Source organism: Streptosporangium sp. G12, from assembly GCF_052983175.1.
In genome coordinates this window covers 264,774-286,438 of the sequence record NZ_JBRIQO010000005.1, presented here as the reverse complement: position 1 = coordinate 286,438, position 21,665 = coordinate 264,774, and the positions used below count along the sequence as shown (strand labels likewise).

18 protein-coding genes are annotated in these 21,665 nt (G+C 73.6%); 10 read left to right on the top strand and 8 right to left on the bottom strand.

The genetic code is table 11. The features are described from left to right. Window positions 1-17: 17 nt before the first annotated feature. Entirely contained in the window at window positions 18-560 is a 543-nt protein-coding gene (locus ACVCAG_RS10355) for a TetR/AcrR family transcriptional regulator (RefSeq protein ID WP_447189774.1), read from the bottom strand. A gap of 93 nt (window positions 561-653) precedes the next feature. Between ACVCAG_RS10355 and ACVCAG_RS10350 the strand changes: the two genes are divergently transcribed. Both ACVCAG_RS10350 and ACVCAG_RS10345 read left to right on the top strand, forming a co-directional pair. Continuing rightward, window positions 654-1,280: a DUF2867 domain-containing protein gene (locus tag ACVCAG_RS10350; RefSeq protein ID WP_440085156.1), complete on the top strand. Its 627-nt coding sequence runs from the start codon at window positions 654-656 to the stop codon at window positions 1,278-1,280. Further along, the gene (locus tag ACVCAG_RS10345; protein WP_440085155.1) at window positions 1,277-1,741 is read left to right on the top strand and encodes a DUF6463 family protein; all 465 of its coding nucleotides are present in this window, start codon (window positions 1,277-1,279) and stop codon (window positions 1,739-1,741) included. Before ACVCAG_RS10350 ends, ACVCAG_RS10345 begins: the two co-directional genes overlap by 4 nt. A gap of 90 nt (window positions 1,742-1,831) precedes the next feature. Here ACVCAG_RS10345 and ACVCAG_RS10340 read toward each other — a convergent pair whose 3' ends face one another. After that, a complete protein-coding gene (locus ACVCAG_RS10340) occupies window positions 1,832-2,488 on the bottom strand; it encodes an NAD(P)-binding domain-containing protein (RefSeq protein WP_440085154.1) in 657 nt (218 codons plus the stop codon). 63 nt (window positions 2,489-2,551) lie between these two features. On the opposite strand from ACVCAG_RS10340, the gene ACVCAG_RS10335 reads away from it, so the two are divergent. Further along, complete coding sequence (locus tag ACVCAG_RS10335) at window positions 2,552-2,935, top strand: winged helix-turn-helix transcriptional regulator (RefSeq protein WP_440085153.1); 384 nt, start codon at window positions 2,552-2,554, stop codon at window positions 2,933-2,935. Between the two features lie 123 nt (window positions 2,936-3,058). Here ACVCAG_RS10335 and ACVCAG_RS10330 read toward each other — a convergent pair whose 3' ends face one another. The 3 genes from ACVCAG_RS10330 to ACVCAG_RS10320 form a co-directional block, all read right to left on the bottom strand. Next, a complete protein-coding gene (locus ACVCAG_RS10330; RefSeq protein WP_447189773.1) occupies window positions 3,059-4,210 on the bottom strand; it encodes a low temperature requirement protein A in 1,152 nt (383 codons plus the stop codon). A gap of 96 nt (window positions 4,211-4,306) precedes the next feature. Continuing rightward, the gene (locus ACVCAG_RS10325) at window positions 4,307-5,098 is read right to left on the bottom strand and encodes a DoxX family membrane protein (RefSeq protein WP_440085151.1); all 792 of its coding nucleotides are present in this window, start codon (window positions 5,096-5,098) and stop codon (window positions 4,307-4,309) included. A gap of 79 nt (window positions 5,099-5,177) precedes the next feature. Next, a complete protein-coding gene (locus tag ACVCAG_RS10320) occupies window positions 5,178-6,722 on the bottom strand; it encodes an MFS transporter (RefSeq protein WP_440085150.1) in 1,545 nt (514 codons plus the stop codon). Between the two features lie 470 nt (window positions 6,723-7,192). Between ACVCAG_RS10320 and ACVCAG_RS10315 the strand changes: the two genes are divergently transcribed. The 7 genes from ACVCAG_RS10315 to ACVCAG_RS10285 all read left to right on the top strand — a co-directional run bounded on the left by ACVCAG_RS10315 (window position 7,193) and on the right by ACVCAG_RS10285 (window position 19,208). After that, entirely contained in the window at window positions 7,193-9,085 is a 1,893-nt protein-coding gene (locus ACVCAG_RS10315) for a hypothetical protein (RefSeq protein WP_440085149.1), read from the top strand. A 379-nt stretch (window positions 9,086-9,464) separates the two neighbouring features. Further along, on the top strand, window positions 9,465-11,831 hold the full coding sequence (locus tag ACVCAG_RS10310; RefSeq protein ID WP_440085148.1) for an AAA family ATPase: 2,367 nt from the start codon (window positions 9,465-9,467) through the stop codon (window positions 11,829-11,831). 226 nt (window positions 11,832-12,057) lie between these two features. Beyond that, window positions 12,058-13,041: an ABC transporter permease subunit gene (locus ACVCAG_RS10305; RefSeq protein ID WP_440085147.1), complete on the top strand. Its 984-nt coding sequence runs from the start codon at window positions 12,058-12,060 to the stop codon at window positions 13,039-13,041. 7 nt (window positions 13,042-13,048) lie between these two features. Further along, window positions 13,049-13,957 carry an ABC transporter permease subunit gene (locus tag ACVCAG_RS10300; protein ID WP_440085146.1) on the top strand — a complete coding sequence of 303 codons (909 nt, stop codon included), beginning with the start codon at window positions 13,049-13,051 and terminating at the stop codon, window positions 13,955-13,957. Between the two features lie 3 nt (window positions 13,958-13,960). Then, entirely contained in the window at window positions 13,961-16,183 is a 2,223-nt protein-coding gene (locus ACVCAG_RS10295; protein ID WP_440085145.1) for a dipeptide ABC transporter ATP-binding protein, read from the top strand. 184 nt (window positions 16,184-16,367) lie between these two features. Then, complete coding sequence (locus tag ACVCAG_RS10290) at window positions 16,368-18,065, top strand: ABC transporter substrate-binding protein (protein WP_440085144.1); 1,698 nt, start codon at window positions 16,368-16,370, stop codon at window positions 18,063-18,065. A 54-nt stretch (window positions 18,066-18,119) separates the two neighbouring features. Further along, window positions 18,120-19,208, top strand: coding sequence for a DNA glycosylase AlkZ-like family protein (locus tag ACVCAG_RS10285; protein ID WP_447189772.1), 1,089 nt, complete (start codon window positions 18,120-18,122; stop codon window positions 19,206-19,208). Between the two features lie 104 nt (window positions 19,209-19,312). Here the strand turns inward: ACVCAG_RS10285 and ACVCAG_RS10280 are convergent, their stop codons facing one another. From ACVCAG_RS10280 to ACVCAG_RS10270, 3 genes are read right to left on the bottom strand one after another with little or no spacing between them, the layout of a single operon-like run. Next, the gene (locus tag ACVCAG_RS10280) at window positions 19,313-20,287 is read right to left on the bottom strand and encodes a 5-oxoprolinase subunit C family protein (protein WP_447189771.1); all 975 of its coding nucleotides are present in this window, start codon (window positions 20,285-20,287) and stop codon (window positions 19,313-19,315) included. Next, window positions 20,284-20,910 (bottom strand): 5-oxoprolinase subunit B family protein, encoded by a 627-nt coding sequence (locus tag ACVCAG_RS10275; RefSeq protein ID WP_447189770.1) that lies wholly within the window; start codon window positions 20,908-20,910, stop codon window positions 20,284-20,286. Before ACVCAG_RS10275 ends, ACVCAG_RS10280 begins: the two co-directional genes overlap by 4 nt. Then, window positions 20,907-21,662 (bottom strand): LamB/YcsF family protein, encoded by a 756-nt coding sequence (locus ACVCAG_RS10270; protein WP_447189769.1) that lies wholly within the window; start codon window positions 21,660-21,662, stop codon window positions 20,907-20,909. The genes ACVCAG_RS10275 and ACVCAG_RS10270 overlap by 4 nt, the downstream gene beginning before the upstream one ends. Window positions 21,663-21,665 lie beyond the last annotated feature (3 nt).

Genomic DNA, 21,665 nt, shown 5'->3' with positions numbered 1-21,665 from the left:
GCCCGGACCGGGGGACGTCACGGGCGCAGGAGGTAGTCTCCGGCGAGCCTGATGGCTTCGCGTTTGGTGTGCCCGGGGTGGTCCACGACGATGAAGTGGCGGCCGATCGCGAGCGCGAACGCCAGGGTGCTGCGAGCCTCGATCTCCTCGGGGTCGGTGACGAACGTGCCGAACATCCTCCGCAGGAACTCCATGCGCTCGTTGTCGACACGCCTCAGGCGCGTCGCGACGGACTGGTCCTGGCGGGCCCAGGCCCGGACCGCGAGGTCGATCCGGTGGAAGTCCTCCGAGAAGGTCAGCTGACCGGCGCGCCGGATCTTCTCGGCGGCGTCGCCACCGTCGGCGTCGACCTGGGCGAGGACCTCCTTGGTGCAGCGGCGCTCCCACTCGTCGAGCATCTCCGCGAGCAGCGCGGGACGGCCGTCGAAGTATCCGTAGAACCCGCCCTTCGTCACGCCGAGCCGGGTGGCGAGCGTCTCGACGCGGACCGCGTCGGGCCCTCCCTGGGCGAGGGCTTCGAGGCCCGCCTCTATCCAGCGGGTTCGTGGTGTACGGGCCACGGCGGGAATCCGGCTCCATCCATTGATCGCGTTGAAGTTGTACGGTACCGTATAAACGAAATATACGGCACCGTATAAGCGAAGGGCCGAACCGTGCCGCGACTCGCAGAGACCGCCCATACCGAGCGCCCATGGCGCGTCCACGAACTCACGAGTGACTTCACGGTCGAGGACGTGTGGTCGTTCCGCACCCCCGGAGCCGGGCCCGAGGACTTCCCGACGATGCTCGCGGCGATGCGCGCCGCGCTCGAATTCACCAAGCAGCCCTGGCCGGTGAGGTTCCTGTTCGCCGTCCGGTGGAAGCTCGGCGCGCTCCTCGGCTGGGACAGACCGTCGGCGGGCGTCGGCGCGCGGGTCGTCTCGCTCCGCGACCGCCTGCCGAGCGACCTCCGCGACGCTCCGCGCGGTCTGGACGACGTGAGAATGCCCCTCAAGGCGGTCTACGAGCTCGACACGGAGGCCGCGCGCGAGCTGGCGAACACGACCGTGCACGGCGTGATGCATCTCGGCTGGGTTCAGGGAGCGAGCGGCGACCACGAGCTGCGGATGGCCGTCCTCGTCAAGCCCAACGGATGGTTCGGGCGGCTCTACATGGCCGCCATTGCGCCTTTCCGGTATCTCATCGTCTATCCGGCTCTGACCCGGCAGTGGGAACAGGCCTGGCGCGACCGCGATCGTGCCCGCGCGGGGGCGGGGCACGAGGAAGGACGGTCACGATGAGATCCGGGAGGCGACTGCTCCGCTGGGCGAGCGGGATCATGATCGTGCTGGGAGCGGGGCATCTGTCCCTGGCGGTGCTCATCGCCAGGGAGGGCGTCGCAGGCTGGGTGGACCGGGGGATGTGGGCGGCCGTCCCGCTCGTGCTCACGGGCGGGGGCGCCGGCAAGACGGTGGAATCCCTCCGGAACGACCTCGCCTTCTGGGCCGGTCCGGGAAGCTTCTCCGTGCCGCTGGTCCTCCTGGGCTGCCTGACCTGGCACCTCGCCGGACGCGGGGTGGCCGTGCCGGCCGGGATCGGCTGGGGCCTCGCGGCGTGGTGCGCGCTGGGCGGCGTCCTTCTGGTGCCGTCCCCGTTCTTCGCCGGGACCGTCGCCGGGGCGCTCATCATCCTGGCGGCGCGGAGGGAGGACCGCCCTGTCACCCGGGCGACAGGGCGGGAACCCTCTCCCCGATCGGCATAGACGGATCACCCGGCCACCGGGGCGACGGCGGCGGTCGCCCGGACGTGCGACCTGTGACCCGCGCGCCGTTGGACCGCAGCGCGCACGCGGTCAGCCGGGGGCGCCGAAGGCGTACTCCAGGGGTGGCAGCACCGCGCGGGCGTCCGCGCCGCCGACCCAGAGGCCGATCATGAACGCCGCGGTCGCCTCCAGCAGGCCCGCGCGTTCCAGGCCGCCGCCGTCGACCGGCACGCATCCGAGATCGGTGACGAGGGAGCGTACGGCGGCCAGCGCGGCGGGGTCGTCACCGCAGAGGGGCACCGCCAGCGGGACGCCGCCGAAGGCGGGTGGCGTCATCCGCCAGACGTCCTCGTGACACAGGTTGAACGCCTTGACGACGCGGGCTCCGGTCGTCTCGGCGACGCGCCGCGCCATCGAGGGACCGCCCTCGGTGGCCAGGGTGAACCGCCCCTGCACGACCGGGTTGACGCAGTCGGCGAGCACCCGCCCGTCCAGCGTCCCCCGGGCGGCCCCGGCGGCCTCCAGGACCTCGGCCACGGCGTGGTCGCGGACGGCCAGCAGCGTCACCTCGCCGAAGACCGCCGCCTCCTCCCAGGTGCCCGCCCGCGCGGCGGGTCCGAGCCTGCCCGCCAGGGCGGCGGCCTTCGCCGGGTCCCGGCCGCTCACCGTCAGTTCGTGGCCCGCGCGGGCCCAGTGCGTTCCGAGCGCGTCCGCCATGCGGCCCGCCCCGAGGATGCCGATGCGCATCCGTCCTCCCCTGCTCGACTGCTGGTGTAGGACGAAGGTAGAAAGTCCGTCAGGCACCGTTCGGTGCGTGACGCCTCGGAAAGACTGGAGGACCCCGGAGTGTTCCTCGCCGACTGCCGCGCCCGGCTCGCCTTCGACCTGATCGGCAACACCTGGAACGCCGTCGTCGTCTGGGCCCTGCGCGCCGGTCCCAGGCGTCCCGGCGAGCTGCGCGAGGAGATCGGCGGGATCAGCGCGAAGGTGCTCACCGAGACACTGCGCAGGCTGGAGTACAACGGCCTCGTCTCCCGGCGGGCCTACGCCGAGGCGCCGCCCCGGGTCGAGTACGGGCTCACCGACCTGGGGCGGACGCTGGTGCCGCTGATCGGGGCCTTCGGCGAGTGGGCCTTCGACCACGGCGACGAGGTCCTCGACGCCCAGGACCGTGCCGAGGGTCTCGCCGGGTGACGCCGGGGACGGGCCCGCCACCGGGCCGATGAGGGCTTTTCGAGGTCGCCGGTGACGGGGGGAGCCGCGCGCTCCGCCGTACGGGAGCGGCGGGCCGGGACGTGCGGGAAAGGAGGGTGCGCCTCACGGAGCCGGAGCGGCGACGGAGGCCGCGCGGCGTTCCAGGACGATCACCGCGATCACCAGCGCGGTCAGCGCGGTGAGCTGCGCGAGGGCCGACCAGAGGCCGAGCGCGACCGTCAGGAGCGAGACCACCGCGCCCGCGGCCCGCAGCCCGTTTCCCGCGATGCCGAGGACACGCCGGAACCAGGCGTCGCCCGCGACGAACAGGGCGACCCCCGCGGCCAGGGTGAGGGCCGCGCTGAACTTCAACGGGTCCACCGGGTGGCCGATCGCCTTCTTGACGCCCGCGGCGACCGCGACGATGCCCAGCAGCATCGGGATGTGCGCGTAGAAGTAGGCGCCGAGGATCAGCCGGGTGCGCCGCACCGGCTCGGCCGCCTCCAGGGTGTGCTCGGCGCGCGTCTCGTCGTCGCCGCCGAAGTAGAGCCACCACAGGCTGGCGGCCAGCGCGAGGCCGAGCACCGCCGCCAGGCCGAGGGCGAAGCCGACGTGGAGCCCCTTGGCGCCGATGCCGATCGCCACGATCGACTCGCCGAGCGCCACGATCACCAGCAGGCCGTGGCGCTCGACGATGTGCCCGGCCCGGAGGTTGAAGCCCTTCTGCCCGATGAAGTACGGGCTGCCCCAGAGCAGGGCCACCGCGCCGGCCCAGAGCAGGTAGGTGTACGGCGCGGGGACCAGGGCGGCCAGGCCGATGAGCGCGACCCCGCCGAGGTTGAACGGGAGCACCCGGGCGAAGGCCGAGGTGACCTGCAGGTACAGCCCGGCGTGCACGGCGATCAGCAGCAGGTACCCGATGGCGAACGCCAGGCCGTCGCCGTCGAACACCGAGGGGATCGACAGTGCCACGATCATGAATCCGGCCATGCCCAGCAGGATCAGCACCCTGCGGGCGGGACGTGTCGGCGGGACGGCGTTGGTCAGCCAGGCGTAACCGGCGTACATCCACCAGATGGCGCCGAAGACCAGCAGCGCGCGCAGCGCGCTCTCGGCGGGCCTGCCGTCCTGCAGGCCGTCGACCATGAGGCCGGTGAGCTGGGTGACGGTGAAGACGAAGACCAGGTCGAAGAAGAGTTCGAGGGTGGAGACGCGGAGTTCGGTCTCCGGCGGGGCGGGCTCGACCCGCTCCGCGAACCAGCCGGGGAGGCGCATCCGATCATTGTGCGGGTACGGCGCCTCCCCGTGAATCTCATTAAATGAAGAAGAAAGCCTCTTGTCCCTAAAGGGAGGTATGTCGCCTAAAAATGGTCAGCTCCCGGAGGGCTCGTCCTTCTTTCCTGCCACGAGGGTGTCGCCGGTCTTGCCGGGCACGGGCGCCGGGACCGGCGTGGGCGTGGTCGCGGGCGTCGCGGGAGGCACGGACGCGGCGGCACCGGACGGGGGCTTGCGGGTGCGCGTACGGGGACGGGTGGCGGCGGGGAACTCCGCGGTGTCGGTCGCGCCCTCCGAGGCGGGTCCCTCCGAAGCGGGTCCCCCGGCGGGCCGCTGCGAGGCGGGCGGAGCGGACTCGCCGGGCTTCTTCCCCCCGGTGGGCCGGGCGGGCGCGGGGGGAGTCTCAGGCTCGCGCAGCGCGGCGATGACGTCGTCGGCCTCGGCCTCGGCGGCGAAGTCCTCGGCGGCCTCGGCCTCGCGGCGCTTGATCACCACCATGTGGTCGACCGACAGGCGGCCCGCGCCGCCGACCGCGAGCAGTATGGAGGCGGCCCCGAGCGCCACGATCAGCTTGGCGTCGCCGCCGGTGAGCGGCAGGCCCGCCTCGCCGCTGGCCAGGATGAACACGGCGAGGGCCTCGGCGAACAACAGGAGCCCGCACGCGGCCACCGCGAGGCCGGCCACCAGCAGGGCGCCGCCGATGAGTTCCGTCAGCATGGTGGTGGCGGCCCACACGTAGGCGTACGCCCCGGAGGCGCCCAGGGCCGCGAACTGCTCGGAGGTGGCGTTCAGGCCCGCTTCGAGCTTGTGCCAGCCGTTGGCGAAGAAGATCCCGCCCACGCCCAGTCTGGCCGCCAGGGAAGCAAGATCATGAAGGGTTTGTCGCACGGTTCCTCATTCTGGTTAGATTCCCCGTTCTTGCCCATGCTTGACCGATAAATGACCGAGCAGGGGCTTTCCAAACCCTTCACGAGGGGTCGTCCTCCTGTCCACCGGGCCGGCGGGGCACCAGGAGCGTCACGGCCAGCGCGGTGGCGCCGAGCAGGAACACGCTCACCGCCACCGTCGCGTGCAGGCCGGAGACGAACGCGACGCGGGCCGCGCCGAGCAGGGCGTCCCCCACGCCGCCGCCGATCTCCCGCGCCACGTGCGCGGCGGAGGCGAGCGACTGGCGGGCCTCGTCCATCATCGCGGGCGCGACGCCGTGGACCGAGGCGAGCGCGGGGGCGTACACGGCCGTGGTGATCGTGCCGAGCACCGCGACCCCGAGCCCCGCGCCCAGCTCGTAGGCGGTCTCCTCGATTGCGGCGGCGCCGCCAGCGTGGGACTCCGGAGTGGACGACATGATCGTGTCGGAGGCGGCCAGCAGGGCGACCTGGATGCCGAAGCCGATGCCGACGAAGCAGAGCGTCAGGGCCACCGGGTGCCCCTCGGTGTGCCAGGTCAGGGTGGGGGCGAGGGAGACGGCGGTCAGCGCCAGCCCGCCGCCCATCGTGGCGCGCAGCCCGAACCGGCGCAGCAGCCGCGCGCCGGCCAGGCCGCCCGTGATCGAGGCGATCATGAGGGGGAGCATCCGTACGGCCGCCTGGAGCGGGCTGTCACCGAGGACGAGCTGGAGATACTGGGCGAGCATGAGCTCCAGCCCGACCAGGGCGAAGACCGTGAGCAGCACGGCGCCCACCCCGGCGCGGAACGCCCGCCGCCGGAACAGGCTCAGGTCCAGCAGGGGGAAGGCCAGCCGCCGCTGCCTGCGGACGAACCAGACCAGCAGCCAAATCCCGCCCAGGAACGCCGCCAGCCCGCCCGGATGCCCGGCCCCGGCCTCCTTCAGGCCGAAGGCCACCCCGAGGATGCCCAGCACCGACAGCAACGCGCTGAGCGCGTCCCACGGCTGGCCGGCGCGCTTGCGGGACTCGGGAAGGAGCCTGGCCGCGACGGGCAGCAGGACCACCAGGATGGGAACGTTGATCAGGAAGACGGCGCCCCACCAGAAGTGCTCGACGAGCACCCCTCCGACGAGCGGGCCGACCGCGGCCCCGGCCGCGGCCACCGCGCTCCACACGCCCAGCGCGATCGCCCGCTCGTGCCGGTCGGTGAAGACCTGCCGGATGATCGAGAGCGTGGCGGGCATGATCATCGCTCCGCCGAGGCCGAGCAGCGCGCGTGCGGAGATCAGCGCGAGCGGGGTCGGCGCGAACGCCGCCGCGGCCGAGGCGACGCCGAAGACCAGGTATCCGGCCAGCACCAGGCGCTTGCGCCCGTAGCGGTCACCGAGGGTGCCGAAGGTCAGCAGCAGCGGCGCGACCATCAGCGAGTAGACGTCGATGATCCACAGCAGCTCCACGGAGGACGGTTCGAGGGCGGCCGTCAGCGCCGGTACCGCGATGTGCAGCACCGTGGCGTCCACCGCGATCAGCAGCAGGCTGAAGCAGAGGACGGCGAGGACCGACCACCGGCCGGCCCCGGACGCCCGCGGGTCGCCGTCCGCGCGCCTGGCCATGACGGTGGTCATGAGCCGCTCAGGATTTGCCGGCCTGGACGAACATGCGTCGCAGCTTAGGCGAAGTCGGGCAGTGCCCGGGGCGGCATTGGGTGATTGATTCACGTAGTTATGTCCGTTTTACGGCCCCGATTGGGCCAATATTCGGCCCTTCACGAGGTCGTCGGCGACCTCTCTAGAGAGATACAGGCATATACCGTCGTCTAGGCAAAAAGTGATCTCGCACGGACCATGGCGATCGTGGGGAGTCAGCGCGAGGCCCGTGAGCCGCCGTGGTGAGCGGGCCCGGCGGAAACGACTCCGCTCCGGTCCCGCCACCGCGGGACCCCACCGACCCCCGGCACGGGAAGGACTCCGGCCGGGTTTCCCCGCCACTGCGGGACCCCGCCGACTCCGGACACGGGAAGGACTCCGGCCGGGTTTCCCCGCCACCGCGGGACCCCGCCGACCCCCGGCACGGGTATGACCTCGGCCGGTCCCACGTGCCACCGCGGGACCCCGCCGACTCCCGGCACGAGCGCGAGCGCGACCCCGCCTCGGTCCCCGTTCCGCAGCCACGGGATCCCGCCGACCCCCGGCAGTGGTGCGCCGTGGCCGCCGCGTGGCTGGGCCGCGACCGGCCCGAGGCCGCGCTGGAGGCGGCCCGCAGGGCGCTGGATCTCGACCCCCGCTCGGAGTCCGGCGCGGACTGGGGATACCGCCTGGCCAGCCTCGCGTTCGAGCGGCTCGGCCGCGACGCGGAGGCCGTGGCGGCCGCCGAGGAGGCCGTACGCCTCGCGCCGGGCTCCTGGGCCGCGCGGATGCGCCTGGGAGCCGCGCTGCGCAGGGTGCCGGGGCGCTGGCGCGAGTCGCGGGCCCAGGCGGCCAGAGCCGTCCGCTACGCGCCGGAGGAGCCGGACCCGCACGTCCTCGCCGGTGACCTCGCGCTGCTGAGAGGTGAGTACGACCTCGCGGAGACCGCCTACCGCGAGGCGCTGCGCCGCCTGCCGGACCATCCCGGCGCCAGGATCAACCTCGGCCTGACCCGGCTGCGCTGGGAACGCCCGCGCGCCCACCACGACCCCGCCTGGCCGGTCGACCCGCGTGAGACCGGCAGGGCCAGGCGCGCCCTGGAGAGGTGGTCGCGGCAGACCCGCGTCCTGCTGGCCGTCGCCCTCGTCGTGGTCTGCGCGGCGGAGTTCGGGTTCGGCCTGGCCTCCGTGGCGAGGATCGGCGGCGGGCTGGTGTTGCTCGCGGTCCTGGCGATCACCCTCAGGCAGGCGCACCGGGTCAGGCTCTGGTCGTACGTGCCGCGCATGCTCGTACGCGACCTCTGGCTCGGCATGTCGGTCTCGATCACTCTGGTCGCCGTGGCCGCGTACGTCGCGGCCGTGGCCACCCTCCCCGCGGAGGCCCCACCCCTCCTCTCCGCCCCGGTGCCGGGCGCGCAGGGGGTGGTCTGGGCGGGTCTCGCCGGGCTGGTGCTCCTCAACGGGACGGTGCTGCTCGTCCTGCGCGTGCTCGTCGAGGCGTGGCGCGGGCGGCCGATCAGGGCGCTGGCCGAGTTCGCCGCCGCCGGTGGCGACCGCACGGCCAGGCGCGACGTGAACGTGACCCTCTGGCTGGTGGCGGGCCGGGTCTGGTCGGTGCCGGTGGCGGTCGTGGTGGCGGTCGTCGTGCTGGACGAGCGGAGCTGGGCGCCGGCCGCGCTCGTCGTGCCGCTCGCGCTCGGCTGGGCCCGCGGCCGGGCCGGCACGGCCCCCGGCCTCGCCCGCGCGCTGGCCTCGGACCACGGGCTGGCGGCGGCGCTGGCCCTGTCCGCCTCGGCGTCGGTCCTGCTCGGCGCGGCCGGAGCGGCACCTGCCCTCGGGCTCGTCACGGTGGGCGAGTGGGCCTGGTGGGCCGGGATCGCGCTGCTGGCCGTACCGATGGCGATATTCGCCGCGAGGTCGGTACGGGCGTGGTGGCGGGGCGCACCGGGGCCGTGGCGGGCCTCGCTGGTCATGTGCGACGGCCGCGGGAGCCGCCTTCCCGGCGACGCCGGGCCGCCGGTGGGGCTCAGCGGGGAGGTGCGCGCGGCCTTCACCTACGCGCGGGGAGTGGTGCTCGCCTACGCCGACCCCAGCGGCCCGCGCGCGCTCGCCGTCGGCGCGGTCAGCTCGGTCGGCCCGAGCGGCGAGCTGCGCCTGATCGCCGCCTCCGACGCCTGGGAGGCCGCCGAGCGCGACCCCAGGGTGGCGGTCTTCGTCGCCGATCCGCTCGACCGCCGCTTCTGGGCCGAGGTACGCGGCATCGCCATCGGCGACACCGAGGCCGACTTGCTGAGGATCACTCCCAAGGAGGTCGTGGTCGGCGAGTATCCCGGCCGCCACCAGGGCCGGGCACACCGCGGCTGAACCGCCTCCCGGAGCGCCGGGCACACCGCGGTTGAGCCTCCCTCCCGGAGCGCCGTGCCGCCTTGCCGGGCGGTGACATTTCCATGCCCGTCTCCCGGTGTGTCTCCCCGTGCGGACGGGCGACGGCCGGCGGCCGGGACCGGGCCGTGCCACCCGCGGGGAACGCGGGCGCGGGCCGCCGCGCGCGGGGCGCGGCGGCGGCACAGGGAAGTGTGGGGCCGGAGGGACGGCGCGGGGCGAGCTTGCTGCCTCGGACGCTGGTTTCATCCGTTCTCATCCGTATATCTGATCGTGCCCGCGCGACGGCGTGGCGTGACCCTCAGGCACGCGCAAACGTCCCCTTGTTGCGGTATAACCGGGGGCGGACCGGGGAGGCGTGATGCGGGAATCCAGCAGGGCCCGTCCGGCGGGGCGCGCGGCGGCACGGGATCTGTTCGAGCAGGTGCGGCTGGGATACTTCCGGCTCTCGCCGCCCCTGCGCAGGCTGATCTACGTCGCGGTGCTGGCCGGAGCGGTCGGGCTGGCGCTGGGACTCGGCTGGCCGATCCTCAACACGATCTTCGTCACGCTGACGCTGCTCGGCTTCGCGGCGCTGACCCTGAGCTTCCCCCGCGCGGCCGCCACCCTGCTCGTGGTGCTCGGCTGGCTGGCGGGAAACCTGATCTTCCAGACCGTCGTCTTCGGCCTGAACTCGCCGATCCCGACGGCGCTGATGCTCCTCGGCCCCCTGGTCGCCGGAGCCGCCCACCTCATCCGCTGGGTCCCCCCGTGGGTGACCACGGTCATGGCACTGGTACCCGCCGGGCTGACGGCCGTCCTGCTCGGCGTGGTCGTCCCCGGGGTCGGGGCGTACCCGGCCATCTGGGCCGCGTACGCCGTGGCGGCCGGGGTGCTGGTCCACCGGTTCCTGCAGGCCCGCCGGGCGCGGGTCGTGCTGGAGGCGGGGGAGCGGCACCAGGCCGGGCTCCGGGTCCGCGAGGGTGGCCACCTCCCCTCCGCCCAGGGGGCCGGCGAGCGGGACGCGCCGCCGCCCATCTCGGTGGAGGAGGCGCTCGGCGAGCTGGACGCCATGATCGGCCTCGCCCCGGTGAAGGAGCAGGTCCGCTCGATCGCCGCCTCGATCGAGGCGGCCAGGCTGCGCAAGGAGGCCGGATACTCCACCGAGCCGCCGATGCGGCACTTCGTGTTCGTCGGCCCGCCGGGCACCGGCAAGACCAGCGTGGCCAGGACCGTCGCGAAGATCTTCTATGCCTTCGGCCTGCTGGAGACCCCCTACGTGGTGGAGGCCCAGCGGGCCGACCTGGTGGGGGAGTTCCTCGGGGCCACCGCGATCAAGACGAACGAGCTGGTCGACCGGGCGCTCGGCGGGGTGCTGTTCGTCGACGAGGCGTACAGCCTGATCAACTCCGGTGACGGCCAGCCCGACAGGTTCGGCGCGGAGGCCGTGCAGACACTGCTCAAGCGGGCCGAGGACGACCGCGACCGGCTGATCGTCATCCTGGCCGGATACGAGAAGGAGATGGCCACCTTCCTGGCGTCCAACCCCGGCCTGTCCAGCCGGTTCTCCAGCAGGGTCCGCTTCCCCAGCTACGCCCCCGAGGAACTGCTCCAGATCACCGAACTGCTGCAGCGGCGCCGGGGCGACCGGATGGCGCCCGAGGCCGCGCCCGCCCTGCTCGCCCGCTTCGAGGACATCCACCGGCGCGCGATCGTCGACGACCTGGGCAACGCCCGGTTCGTCCGCAGTCTCGTGGAGGCCGTCGCGCAGGCCAGGGACGTGCGCGTGGTGGGGGCGGGCGGCGCGCCCACCACCGAGGACCTGGTCACCACGGTCGAGAGCGACGTCGTCAAGGCCTTCGACGAGCTCACCGCCCGCTACCGGGGCTACCAGGTCGCCCCCTCCCTCGAGGAGGCCCTGGCCGACCTCGACCGCATGGCGGGCCTGGAGCCGGTCAAGCGGCAGGTGCACGCGATCACCGCGCAGCTCAGGGTGGCGAAGATGCGCCAGGAGCGAGGGCTGCCGACGCCGCCGCAGATGCGGCACTTCGTCTTCGCCGGGCCGCCCGGCACCGGCAAGACCACCGTGGCCCGCATCCTGGGCCGCATCTTCGCCGCGCTGGGCCTGCTCGCCCAGCCCGACGTGGTGGAGGCCCAGCGGGCCGACCTCGTCGGCCAGCACCTCGGCGCCACCTCGATCAAGACGAACGAACTGGTCGACCGGGCGCTCGGCGGGGTGCTGTTCGTCGACGAGGCGTACGGCCTGGTCAACTCCGGCTACAGCGGGGGTGACGCCTTCGGCGCCGAGGCCGTGCAGACGCTGCTCAAGCGGGCCGAGGACGACCGCGACCGGCTGGTGATCATCCTGGCCGGGTACGAGCGGGAGATGAACGCCTTCCTGTCGTCCAACCCGGGCCTGGGCAGCAGGTTCAACCAGCGGGTGCAGTTTCCCTCGTACTCCCCGGGAGAGCTCACCGAGATCGCGGTGCTGCTCGCCGACGAGTCGGGCGACAGGTTCGACGACGCCGCCCGCCGCGACCTGGCCGAGGTCTTCACCTGGGTCTGCGACGAGGGCCTGATCGACGGTCTCGGCAACGGCAGGTTCGCGCGCTCGCTCTTCGAACGCGCCGCGATGCGCAGGGACGTCCGCCTGGCCGCCCTCGGCGGCGCCACCGCCAGCGCCGCCGACCTGACCACCATCACCAGCGCCGACCTGCGCGCCGCCGTGGACGAACTCGCCGGGAAGTGACCCGGCTCGCCGGGAGGTGACCCCGGCTCTCCGGGAGATGGTCCCGGACCAGCCCGGGTGTGCTCCGGGCCCGCCAGGCCCCATCGCGGATCCGGTCGGCTGACCCGCGGGCCCGGCGACGCCATCTCTCACCGAGATCCCTCCGATTCGGTACGCTATGCAGCCCACCGGTCGCCGAGTGTAGCAAGATGGTCACTGACAGCGGCGGGGCTCCGGAGGAGGAAAGATGGCGGGATTCCTTGCCCGCAGGCTGCTCAACTACCTGGTGCTGATCGTCGTGGCCACCAGCCTGGCCTACATGCTGGCCGCCTCCGCCCTCAACCCGCGATCCAACTACGAGGGCCGCAACCCCCCGATCCCCCCGGCCGTCGTCGACGCGCGCCTCACCGACCTCAACCTGAACGACCGCACCCCGCTGTTCGAGCGCTACCTGACCTGGGCGGGCGGTCTCGCGCGCGGCGACTTCGGCAAGACGGTGGCCGGAGGCTCGGTCGGCGACGACCTCGGGCGCCGGATCGGCGTCACGCTGCGCCTGATCACGATCGGGCTGATCCTCGGCAGCGTCACCGGCGTGCTCATCGGCGCCTACGCCGCGGTCCGGCAGTACGGCCTCTTCGACCGGTTGTCGACCGGCCTGTCCTTCGTCGTCCTCGCGGTCCCCACGGTGGTGCTGGCCAACATGCTGATCATCGCCGCGATCCGGCTCAACGAGGCGGCCGGCACCCAGATCCTCCTCGTCAGCGGCGAGGCGACCCCCGGCCTGCAGGGAGGGTTCGGCGCCGCCGCGCTCGACCGGATCCGGCACCTGGCCCTGCCCACGCTGTCGCTGTCGCTCGGACTGGTCGCCGTCTACAGCCGCTACCAGCGCAACATGATGCTCGACGTGCTCGGCGCCGACTTCATCCGCACGGCCATGGCCAAGGGGCTGAGCCGCCGCGCCGCGCTGACCCGGCACGCGCTGCGCACCGCGCTGATCCCGGCGGTCACCTACTTCGCCTTCACCTTCGGGTCGCTGCTGGTCGGCACCACCTTCACCGAAAAGATCTTCGGCTGGCACGGCATGGGGGAGCAGCTGGTCGACTCGATCTCCACCAACGACGTCAACACCGTCGCGGCGATCAGCTGCTTCGCCGCGCTGGCCGTGCTGCTGGCCTCGCTCGCCTCCGACGTGCTGCACGCCGTCCTCGACCCGCGCGTCCGGGTGGGGTGAGCCGGAGATGACCATCGCCGACGAGGAACTCGCCGAACAGCAGGCGTCCGTCGACAGGATCAAGGCGCCCTCGCGGCTGCGGGTGGTCATGGGCCGCCTCCTGCGCTCGGGCCGGGGCAGGACCGGCTTCGCGCTGCTCGTGCTGATCTTCCTGCTCGCCTTCGCCGGGCCCCACCTCACCCGCTGGACGTACGCCTCGAAGGACTACACGGCCTTCCTCGCGCCGCCCTCCGCCGAGCACTGGTGGGGAACCCTGCAGACCGGCGCCGACGTGTACGCGGTCACGCTGCGCGGCATGCAGAGGTCCCTGATCGTCGGCCTGCTCGCCGCGGTGGTCGGCACCGCGCTCGCGGCCGTGGTGGGAGCCTTCGCCGGATACTTCGGAGGCTGGACCGACCGGGCGCTGACCTGGCTGACCGACCTGCTGCTGGTGCTCCCGGCCTTCCTGATCCTGGCGATCATGTCCCCGCTCTTCACCGGGGGGCAGTGGCCGGTGTTCGTGCTGGTGCTGGCGCTCTTTCTCTGGATGGTCACCTCGAAGATCGTCCGGAGCATGACCATCTCGCTCAGGGAGCGGGAGTTCATCCACGCGGCCAGGTTCATGGGCGTGCCCCCGACGAGGATCGTCTTCCGGCACGTGATCCCCAACATGTCCTCGCTGCTGGTCGTCGACGCCACGCTCAACGTCAGCACCGCGATCCTCACCGAGACGTCCCTGTCCTACTTCGGGTTCGGCATCCAGCCGCCCGACGTCTCGCTGGGCAGCCTCATCGCCGACGGCGCGCAGACGGCCCTCTACGCCCCCTGGACGTTCTGGTTCTGCGCGGGCCTGCTGATCGTCACCGTGCTCGCGGTGAATCTGGTCGGCGACTCGCTGCGCGACGCCTTCGACCCCACGTCCCACCGGGGAGGGTGACCGGTGACGAGCGAGCGGCCCTCGGGCGCGACATCCCGGATCCACGGGACCGGCGGGCGCGCGGCCGCGCCGGACCCGGTCCCCCCCGTGCTCGAGGTGCGCGACCTCGACGTCACCTTCGGCTCGGGTCCCGGCGCGGTCCGCGCGGTAAGGGGCATGGGGTACGCGGTCCGTCCCGGCGAGGTGCTCGGTGTCGTTGGGGAGTCCGGCTCCGGCAAGTCGGTCACCTCGCTGGCCGTGATGGGCCTGCTCCCGGCGCACGCACGCGTCACCGGCTCGGTGCGGCTGCTCGGGCAGGAGATCCTGGGCGCCCCGGAGCGGACGCTCACCGCGTTCCGCGGCAAGACCGTCTCGATGGTCTTCCAGGACCCGCTCTCCGCGCTCACCCCCGTCTACCGGGTCGGCGACCAGGTCGCCGAGGCGATCCGCGTGCACCAGCGGGTGAGCGCCGGCCAGGCCGCCAGGCGCGCCGTCGAGCTGCTCGACCTGGTCGGCATCCCCAACGCCGCGCAGCGGGCCAGGGCGTTCCCGCACGAGTTCTCCGGCGGCATGCGCCAGCGCGCGGTGATCGCGATGGCGATCGCCAACGACCCCGACGTGATCCTCTGCGACGAGCCGACCACCGCACTCGACGTGACCATCCAGGCGCAGGTGCTGGAGGTGCTGAAGACGGCGCAGCGCGAGACCGGCGCGGCGATCGTCATCATCACCCACGACCTGGGGGTGGTGGCCGGGTTCGCCGACCGGGTCCTCGTCATGTACGCCGGGCGTCCCGTCGAGGTCGGCCCGGTGGACGAGGTCTACTACCGCAGCCGCATGCCGTACACCATGGGACTGCTCGCCTCGATCCCGCGCCTCGACCGCGGCCGGGAGCAGCCGCTGGTGCCCATCGAGGGCAGCCCGCCGTCACCGGCGGCGCTGCCGCCGGGCTGCCCGTTCGAGCCGCGCTGCCCGATCTCCGTCCCGGAGTGCGCCGAGGCCGAGCCGGAACCGGAGCCGGTGGGCTCGCCCGGCCACCTGGCGGCGTGCCTGCGCTCCGGAGAGATCGAGGCGGCGGGCTGGTCACCCGCCCAGGTCTACGGCATGCGCGGCCCCGCGGCACGTCTCACCCGGCGCCCCGGTGACCCGGCCGCCCCGGCCGCCCCGGTCACCGCGGTCACCGCGGTCACCGCGGCCGGCCCGGCCGCTCCCGCCGTCGAGGGGCCGCCGCGCCCGCGTGACGAGCGCGACGTGGTCCTGGCGGTCGAGGACCTGGTCAAGCACTACCCCCTGGTCAAGGGGACGCTCCTGCGGCGGCGGGTCGGCACGGTCCGCGCGGTGGACGGCGTCGGCTTCGACGTCCGCGGGGGCGAGACGCTCGGCCTGGTCGGCGAGTCGGGCTGCGGCAAGACGACCACCCTGATGGAGATCCTGGAGCTGGCCGCGCCGCAGCGCGGCAGGATCGTGGTGCTTGGTCGCGACACCTCGCGGATGGGCGCCCGCGACCGGATGGCCGTGCGGCGCGACATGCAGGTCGTCTTCCAGGATCCGCTGGCCTCGCTCGATCCGAGGATGACCGTCTACGACATCCTCGCCGAGCCGCTGCGCGCGCACGGCCGCCGGGACCCGGGGCCGAGGATCGGCGAGCTGCTCGGCCTGGTCGGGCTGGAGCCCGGCCACGCCGCCCGCTACCCGCAGGACTTCTCCGGGGGCCAGCGCCAGCGCGTCGGCATCGCCCGCGCCCTCGCCCTGGAGCCCCGGTTGGTCGTGCTGGACGAGCCGGTCTCGGCACTCGACGTGTCCATCCAGGCGGGGGTGCTCAACCTGCTGGAGGAGCTGAGGACCCGCCTGGGCCTGTCGTACCTGTTCGTGGCGCACGACCTGGCCGTGGTCCGGCACATCGCCGACCGGGTCGCGGTCATGTACCTGGGAAGGATCGCCGAGATCGGCCGGGCCGGCGGGGTCTACGACACCCCGATGCATCCCTACACGCGGGCCCTGCTGTCGGCGATCCCGCTGCCGGACCCGGTGCTGGAGCGTTCCAGGAGGCGTGTCCTGCTGGAGGGGGACCTGCCCAGCCCGGCCGACCCTCCCTCGGGGTGCCGCTTCCGCACGCGCTGCCCCCTGTTCAAGGCGCTCGACGAGACCGTCAGGCGGCGCTGCGTGGACGAGGAGCCCCAGGTGCGGCAGCTGGGGGACGACCACGGCGTCTCGTGTCACTTCGCCGAGAGGATCGACGCCGTATGACCCGGTCGCGCGCCCGTTCGAGCACCCGTCCACCACCCGGTCGCGCGCCCGTTCACACCCGGCCGGGTGCCCGGCCGCACGCCGGGACCGGACCGGTCGCCCGTCATTCGTACGCGCACCCGCACGTCCGTTCGCACGCCCATTCGTATGCCCCGGGAGGAACACCGTGATATCAATCCCGCGCGTGGGCGCGTTCGCCGCCGCGCTGGCCGTGGCCCTGGCCCTGGTGCCGGGGCTCGCCGGATGCGGGGGCGGGAGCGGGGGCGGCGGGACGCCGGGCGGGCCCGCCTCGGCGGTCAGGGCCTACGACATCAACCCGGTCGCCCGAGACCGGGTCGCGGACGGGGGCGTGCTCCGCTGGGGACTCAACGAGTATCCGTCCAACTGGAACCTCAACCACATCGACGGCAACCTGGCGACGGTCAAGAAGGTCATGGACGCCCTCATGCCCTCCCCCTTCCGCTCCGACGCCAAGGGGCAGATCTCTCCGAACACCGACTACCTGTCCGAGGGCAGGGTCACCGCGCGCAAGCCCGACCAGGTCGTCACGCTGACCCTCAACCCGCGCGCCAGATGGTCCGACGGCACCCCGATCACCTGGGAGGACTACCGCGCCCAGTGGCAGGCGCTGAACGGCCACGACTCCGGCTACCGGGTGGCGAGCACCACCGGTTACCGGGACATCGAGAAGGTCGTCAGGGGCAGGGACGACCACCAGGTCGTGGTGACCTTCGCCAAGCCCTTCGGCGACTGGCAGTCGCTGTTCGCGCCGCTGTACCCCCGGAGCACCAACGCCACCCCGGAGGCGTTCAACAACGCCTGGCTGAACCGCGTCCCGGTCACCGCGGGCCCGTTCGCGTTCGCCGCGTTCGACCCCACCGCCAAGACCGTCACCCTCGCGAGGGACGACCGCTGGTGGGGCGAGCGGGCCAAGCTGGACCGGATCATCTACCGGTCCCTGGAGAGCGACGCGCTGGTCGGCGCCTTCAGCAACGGCGAGCTCGACACCTTCGACGTCGGCCCGTCCGCGCCCGACTACGCGCGGGCCAAGAGCACCCCGGACGCGATCGTGCGGCAGGCGGCCGGACCCGACTTCCGGCACATCACGATGAACGGCGAGAGCGCCGTCCTGTCCGACCCGAAGATCCGCAGGGCCGTCGCGATGGGTATCAACCGCCAGGCCATCGCGCAGTCGGACCTCCAGGGCCTCGACTGGCCGATCGTCCTGCTCAACAACCACTTCTTCATGAACACCCAGGAGGGCTACCGGGACAACGCCGGTGAGATCGGGACGTACGACCCCGGCAGGGCCGGGCAGGAGCTGGACGCCGCGGGCTGGAAACTGGAGGGTCGGACCCGCAGGAAGGACGGCAGGGAGCTGAACCTGCGCTTCGTCCTGCCGTCCGGCCTGCAGGTCGCCAAGTCCGAGGCCGAGCTCGTCCAGGACATGCTCGGCCGGATCGGTGTCGGGGTCACCCTGCAGTCGGTGCCCGGGGACGACTACTTCACTAAATACGTAATTCCCGGCAATTACGACATCACCGCGTTCGCGTACGTGGGCACGCCCTTTCCCGTCTCCAGCTCCTACGGCCAGTACGCCGACGCCGTCATGCGCCCCGACGGCACCCGGCAGTGGAACGCCAACCTCGGCCGCATCGGCTCCCCGAGGATCGACGCCGCGATGAACAGGGCGACCGCCGACCTCGACGACGCCAAGGCCATCGCCGACACCAACGCGGCGGACAGGCTCATCTGGCAGGAGGTCAACGTGGTGACGCTCTACCAGAGACCGCAGAACGTCGCGGTCAAGAACACCCTCGCCAACTTCGGCGCCCGCGGCTTCCACGACCTGCGCTATCAGGACATCGGCTTCGTCCGGTAGTCCCCTGTCCCCGGCGGGCCGCGTTCTGTCGGGGGCGCGGTGTAGAAGTCGGTCATGGCTATCTCGGTGACCTGGCCCCAGGTGCTCGCCTGGCGGCTGAGGCGGCAGTTCGTCGACCCGGCCGACGGGCCCGACGCGGTGTCCGTGGTGCGGAGACTCGCCGGGGTGCAGGCGCAGGTGGCCTCCTCCGCCGCCCTGGCGGTGGCCGTGCGGAGCGCGCGGCCGGATCCCGGTGAGATCGACCGCGCGCTGTGGCGAGACCGCAGCCTGGTCAAGACCTGGACGGCGCGCGGCACCCTGCACCTCGTCCCCGCCGACGAGCTGGCCTCCTACGCGGCCGTTCTCGGCTCGTTCCGCACCTGGGACAAGGGCTCCTGGCAGCGCGGCCACGGCGTCACCGCCGCCGAGGTCGCCGCCATCCTCGACGCCGCGCCCAAGGCGCTCGCGGGCCGCGTCCTCACCCGAGAGGAGCTGGTCGACGGGGTCATCGAGATCACCGGCGACGCCCACCTGCGGGAGGCGCTCACCTCCGGCTGGGGCGCCCTGCTCAAGCCGCTGAGCTTCCTCGGCGAGCTCTGCTACGGCCCGCCGCGCGAGGGCAGGGTGACCTTCGCCGGCCCCCGCGACCAGGTGCCCGGCTGGCCAGGGGAGCTTCCCACGGCGGAGGAGGGCGGGGTGCGCCTGCTCCGCTCCTTCCTCGGCGCCCACGGCCCCGGCGCCCCCGAGACGTTCGACGGCTGGCTCTACCGGGGGGCCGTCCGCAAGGCGACGCTGCGCGGCTGGTTCCGCGACCTCACCCCCGAGCTGGCCGAGATCGAGGTGGACGGCCGGCCGATGGTCGTGCTCGCCGAGCACCTCGACGACCTGGCCGTGACCCGGCCCGCCACCGGGGTCCACCTCCTGCCCGGCTTCGACCAGTACATCCTGGCCGCCCCGCGCGACCTGGAGCCCCTCCTGCCCGCCGAGGCGAGGGCGAAGGTCAGCCGGGCCGCCGGCTGGATCTCCCCGGTCGTGATCCACCGGGGCCGGGTGGCCGGGGTCTGGGAGGCGAAGGACGGGAAGATCGCGGTTGATCTCCTGGAAGAGGTCCCCGCCGCCGCCCTCGCCGCCGAGATCGAACGGGTCTCCGCCCTCCTGCGCTGACCCGGTCCGCCGGGCGAAGCCCGCGACGCCGCATCACCGTGGCTCGCCGGCGACTCATCGGCACCGGACCGCCGCACGCCCGGCGGGGGCCGTCCGCCCGGCGGTCAGGCGAGGCGGAAGCGCACCCGGTCGCCGGGGCGGAGCTGGGCGGCCCCGGCGAGGCTCGCCGAGGTCAGGACGGCGATGACCGGGTAGCCGCCGGTCGGCGGATGGTCGGCGAGGAACACGATCGGCTGGCCGCTGGGCGGCACCTGCACCGCCCCGGCCACCATGCCCTCGCTGGGCAGCTCCCCCTCCCGGGCACGTTCCAGGCGGGCGCCGCGCATTCGCACGCCCACCCGGTTGCTGTCCTGGCTGACCTCGTACGGCTCCGCGCACAGGGCGGCCAGGGCTCCGGGGGCGAACCAGTCGTCCCGGGGGCCGGGCAGGACCCGCAGGACACCCGTCCCCGGTCCCGGCCGGGGCGCCGCGTCCACGGTGATCGGCGGCAGGCCGCCGGTCGGCCCCACCGGCAGGACCGTCCCGGTGGCGAGCGGGGCCGGGCCGAGCCCGGAGAGCGAGTCGGTCGATCGGCTGCCCATCGTGGCGGGCGCCTCCACACCGCCCCGGACGGCGACGTAGGTGCGCAGGCCGGCCCCGGGCATGCCCAGACACAGCTCGCCGCCCGCCGGGACCCAGAAGGGCGCGCACATCCCCTGAGAGACCGTCACGCGCCGGATCGCCTCGCCGGCGGACGCCCCGCCGGGAGAGGCCCCGCCCGCGGACACCCCGGCCGTGGGCGCCCGGCCCGCGGCGGTCAGGGCCCTTCCGCCCGGGACCGCCGCGCGCGGCCGTACGAGGTCCACAGGGCACGCCGCACCGGTGACGGCGATCCAGGCCCCGGCGGTGAGGCGCAGCCGGGCGCCGCCGAGGGTGAGCTCGATCCCCGCGGCCCCCTCCGGGTTGCCGACCAGGCGGTTGGCCAGCCGCAGGCTCGGCTCGTCCGCCGCACCCGAGCGGGGCACCCCGAGATGGGCGTACCCCGGCCGCCCGAGATCCTGCACGGTGGCGTACGGCCCCGGAGCGATCACCTCGATCATGGCTCACCGACCGCCAGGAACCGCACCCGCGTCCCCGGGGTGAGCAGGGCGGGCGGCTCGGCGGCCACGTCCCACACCGCGGTCGCGGAGCGGCCGAGCAGCCGCCAGCCGCCGGGGGAGGCAGAGGGGTAGACCGCCGAGTAGGGGCCGGCGACCGCCACCGCCCCGGCGGGCACCGAGGTCCGCGGGGTGTCCAGCCGGGGGACGTGCAGCGCCGGGTCCAGCCCCGTGAGGTAGGCGAACCCGGGGGCGAAGCCCAACCAGCCCACCACCAGCTCCCGCGCGGTGTGCCGCTCGACCACCTCCCCGGGGGAGAGCCCGCTCAGCGCGGCGACGTCGTCGAGGTCGGCGCCGTCGTACACGACGGGAAGGACCACCTCGGGCGCGTCCGCGGCCACCGTCGCGTCCGCGGCGGACGCCGTGTCCAGCAGGCGGGAGAGTTCCTCCCGCAGGCGCGCCGGGTCGGCTCCCGGCGCGGTGACGAGGACCGTGACGGGGCCGGGCACGATCTCGACCACCCCGGAGGGCCGGTCGGCCCGCAGCAGGGCGTCCAGCCGGTGGGAGACCTCCAGCGAGCCGGTCTCCACCAGCAGCGCGTGCTCCCCGGCCCGCCGGATCCTCACGTGAAGGACCTCAGCGTCACTCCGGCGTCCACCAAGCCGTCGCGGACGGCGCGGGCCATCAGCACGGCGCCGGGGGTGTCGCCGTGCACGCAGATCGAGCGCGCCTCGACGGGGACCAGCGAGCCGTCCACCGCCTCGACCACCCGCTCGGTCGCCATCCGCACGACCCGGTTCGCGACCGTGGCCGGGTCGTGCAACACCGCGCCGGGGGAGCGGCGGGAGACCAGGGTTCCCGCGCCGGTGTAGGCGCGGTCGGCGAAGGCCTCAACGACGGTGGCGACCCCCTCCCCGGCGGCGATCTCGTGGACGACCGAACCGGGCAGGGTCAGCAGCGGCAGGCTCCGGTCGTAGTCGGCGACCGCTGCCACGACGGCCCCGGCCTGCTCGGGGTCGCGGCAGATCCGGTTGTACAGCGCGCCGTGCGGCTTGACGTAGGAGACCCGGCCGCCCATCGCCCTGGCGATGCCGTCGACCGCCCCCAGCTGGTAGAGAACCTCGGCGCAGAGCTCCTCGGGGTCGACGTCCATCTCGCGGCGGCCGAACCCGGCCAGATCCCGGTAGGAGACCTGGGCGCCGATCGCCACCCCCCGGTCGACCGCCGCCGCGCACGTGCGGCGGATGGTCAGCGGGTCGCCCGCGTGGAACCCGCAGGCGACGTTGGCGCTGGTCACGATGTCGAGCAGGGCCTCGTCGTCGCCCAGCCGCCAGATCCCGAAGCCCTCGCCCAGGTCGGCGTTGAGATCGATCACCATGGC